At 48.1% G+C, this 2,635-nt stretch carries 2 protein-coding genes; both read left to right on the top strand.

Annotated elements, in window-relative coordinates; translation table 11 throughout:
* Positions 1–799: 799 nt before the first annotated feature.
* Positions 800–1,270, top strand: coding sequence for a hypothetical protein (locus BN1121_RS09430; RefSeq protein WP_005363750.1), 471 nt, complete (start codon positions 800–802; stop codon positions 1,268–1,270).
* Between the two features lie 498 nt (positions 1,271–1,768).
* Positions 1,769–2,284, top strand: coding sequence for a GNAT family N-acetyltransferase (locus BN1121_RS19440; protein ID WP_005363753.1), 516 nt, complete (start codon positions 1,769–1,771; stop codon positions 2,282–2,284).
* Positions 2,285–2,635 lie beyond the last annotated feature (351 nt).

The raw sequence follows: 2,635 nt of genomic DNA, 5'->3' as shown, positions 1-2,635 counted from the left end.
TTCGCTCTCCTTCGTCGAGTACCCTCGCCTCAGCCATCAGGCCGACGGCACGCGCCGACGGTCCTTTGGCTTACGCCATCCATGGCTTTGGCCAAGCCCGCTTCGAACTTCCTTGTTCTCGCGCCAAATCGGGGTCGAGCAGCGCTCGCCCTGATCCGAATTGGCCCTTGGACCGCCGCCTCTCGCTCGACATCCCTGTCTCGCGACCAAGCATGATGGCTTCACCTCGGCGAATCAGAGGGGGAACCAATACCGTGCCCCTCTGATACTCTTACCGATACTGGATGCATTGATGTAGCCACTGATCGTCCCTGACCTTGCCCCTACCCTCGGCGGATTGAAGGGGGGAGCCAATACCCTGCCGCCCTGTTGCTCTTGCTGATAACTGGAACGACGAACTGATTAGCCCATTCGGTATTGCTGCTCTACTCCAACACGACTCAAGCTGATTAATTTATTGATCTTGCTAATGAAACCTTCGCCTCCCCCTTCCATTACCAGCACGGCTCGCTAACATAGCCGTTTGGCAACCGTCTCGTTGGAGTCACCCATGAGCCCAGCCTACGCAACATCGCAGGTTAACCGCAGCAGACTGGGGGCTGAAATTCAGGGGCGGTAGCCTTGCCGGATGAGATGGCCCAACCAGTCGCTATCACTGTGCGCCTCTCGGCATGGAGACGGTTCCAATTTCGTTCCTGTAGCTCTAAAAATCATCAATAGCAGGCGATAGAAACAACAAAGCGTCACTTCATTTTAGCTTGCCGTGCTCTATGGCAAGCATTATACATTTGGGGAAACCATGATAACGTTTTTAAAATTCCATTCTATCAAGAAAAAACTAAAGCAATTGTCCGAAGCAGAAATCTGTCTGCCTATTGAGATATTCTCTTTATCAAGAGAGTTGGCAGAACTGTATCCAAACAGCAAGGTGCAGCGAATCTATGATGATTTCGTTGGCAATCACAACGCGTTTGTACGAAGAGCAATGGTCACTACCGTTCGTTTTGTGGGTGGGGAGTTTGCCAGATCAAACGTAGAGTCCGTGCGCAGCTTACTCAAGGATGGAAACGACTGGGTTTCATACGATGCGATATGGGCATTATCAAAACACAGCCTCATTAATGAGGCCGACAAAAAACTAATCCAGGACTTTGCCACCCCTTATAAAGAACTCAACATGGAAGAACTCAGAGACATTTCACCCGAAACAGCAAATGACTATCGAAATAAAAAGGCAGCCGAAGTTCTGCGCATGTCATCCGGCGCCTAATCTCCCTATATTGTTTCATATTCCCCACTCATCACTGACTTGTAGCACAATAATCACTGTAACAGCGACCATTATTATCACCGCGATCTAAATAACGCCCCCATAAGCGATCGGGCAAGCAGGGTTTGTGTTCCCCTCCGATCTCGCACGCTAACATAACAGTTGTCAGTATCTCGTCGGGGTTGCCCATAATGGTAACTGCCCCATTTTCATTTCGTGATGCAAACGCATCACTACCCTGACCAGCTCACACAGGCGAGGTTTGGCGGCGTTTTCCATTACTGGCCCACACACTTTTTTCACACAGTAGTAATTTGTAGCGCAAAAAGAGGATGTCAAGCGAATACGTTCAGGCACCCAAGGTTAGCTGATGATATTCTTATTTAATGATTGTTTTTACTTGGCGGCGATGAAGATGTGACGGAGTTATATGGAACGCTCGACTAACGGATTAGTAACATCCTCTATCTCAACACGGTTAGGTGAGCAGGGGGAATAATGCAACCAATTTTGGAAACTGAACGTTTAATCCTTAGATCATTTGAATTGTCTGATGCAGAGCGAGTATCGGTATTGGCGGGCGATGAACGAATTGCAGAGATGACGGCAAACATACCGCATCCATATGAAATTTCAGATGCCATATCATGGATTGAGACACATGAAAGCGGCTTTGCCAGCGGTAAAAGCCTTGTTTATGCGATCGTACATAGAGAATCGCTAGCACTTATTGGCGCCGTGAGCCTGCCGAGATTAAAAGATGGACAAGGTACCTTAGGTTATTGGCTCGGGGTCGATTTTTGGGGGCTAGGTTATGCGACAGAAGCGTCAAAGGCTTTAATTAAACACGCAAAAGAACACCACGGATTGACAGTGTTAAAGGTCATGCATCTTGTTGGTAATGATCGCTCAAAATCGGTTATCGATAAACTTGGTGTTACCTACATAGAAAATCAAACACTTCGTATGCAAGGTGATGAGCGAGAGGTTTGTGTTTATATTTCAGCGGTATAATCTCACCGAACAAGGTGTTCAAGAAGGATTCATGCCGCGTGGCATTTTTGGCATGCGATGAGTGTTGATGCTGATGGTGATCTGTGAAATGTTGATTTGTGCGGCATTCACCCCTTAACGCGGCGTTCGGCGAATGGAGGCATAATGAATGGAAATTGGGACACCTACCGTTCTGAGTGCCGCGTAGTGGCCAACAGAACCAAAATGGTGATTGTCCCATTTTCTGCGCAAGCTGATTAATTTATTGATCTTGCTCAGGAAACCATCGTCTCCTGCTTCCCTCCCCCGCTCCACTCGCTAACATAACCGTTTGGCAACCGTCTCGTTGGAGTGGCGTTGTTGATCAAATCC

Source organism: Aeromonas diversa CDC 2478-85 (assembly GCF_000819805.1).
In the GTDB taxonomy this organism is placed as follows: Bacteria; Pseudomonadota; Gammaproteobacteria; order Enterobacterales; family Aeromonadaceae; genus Aeromonas; species Aeromonas diversa.
This window is presented reverse-complemented; position numbering and strand designations above follow the sequence as displayed.

What these genes read in the sequence shown, in the direction of transcription:
- BN1121_RS19440 (WP_005363753.1), top strand. Translation starts at nt 1,769, where the DNA reads ATGCAACCAATTTTGGAAACTGAACGTTTAATCCTTAGATCATTTGAA.
- BN1121_RS09430 (WP_005363750.1), top strand. Translation starts at nt 800, where the DNA reads ATGATAACGTTTTTAAAATTCCATTCTATCAAGAAAAAACTAAAGCAA.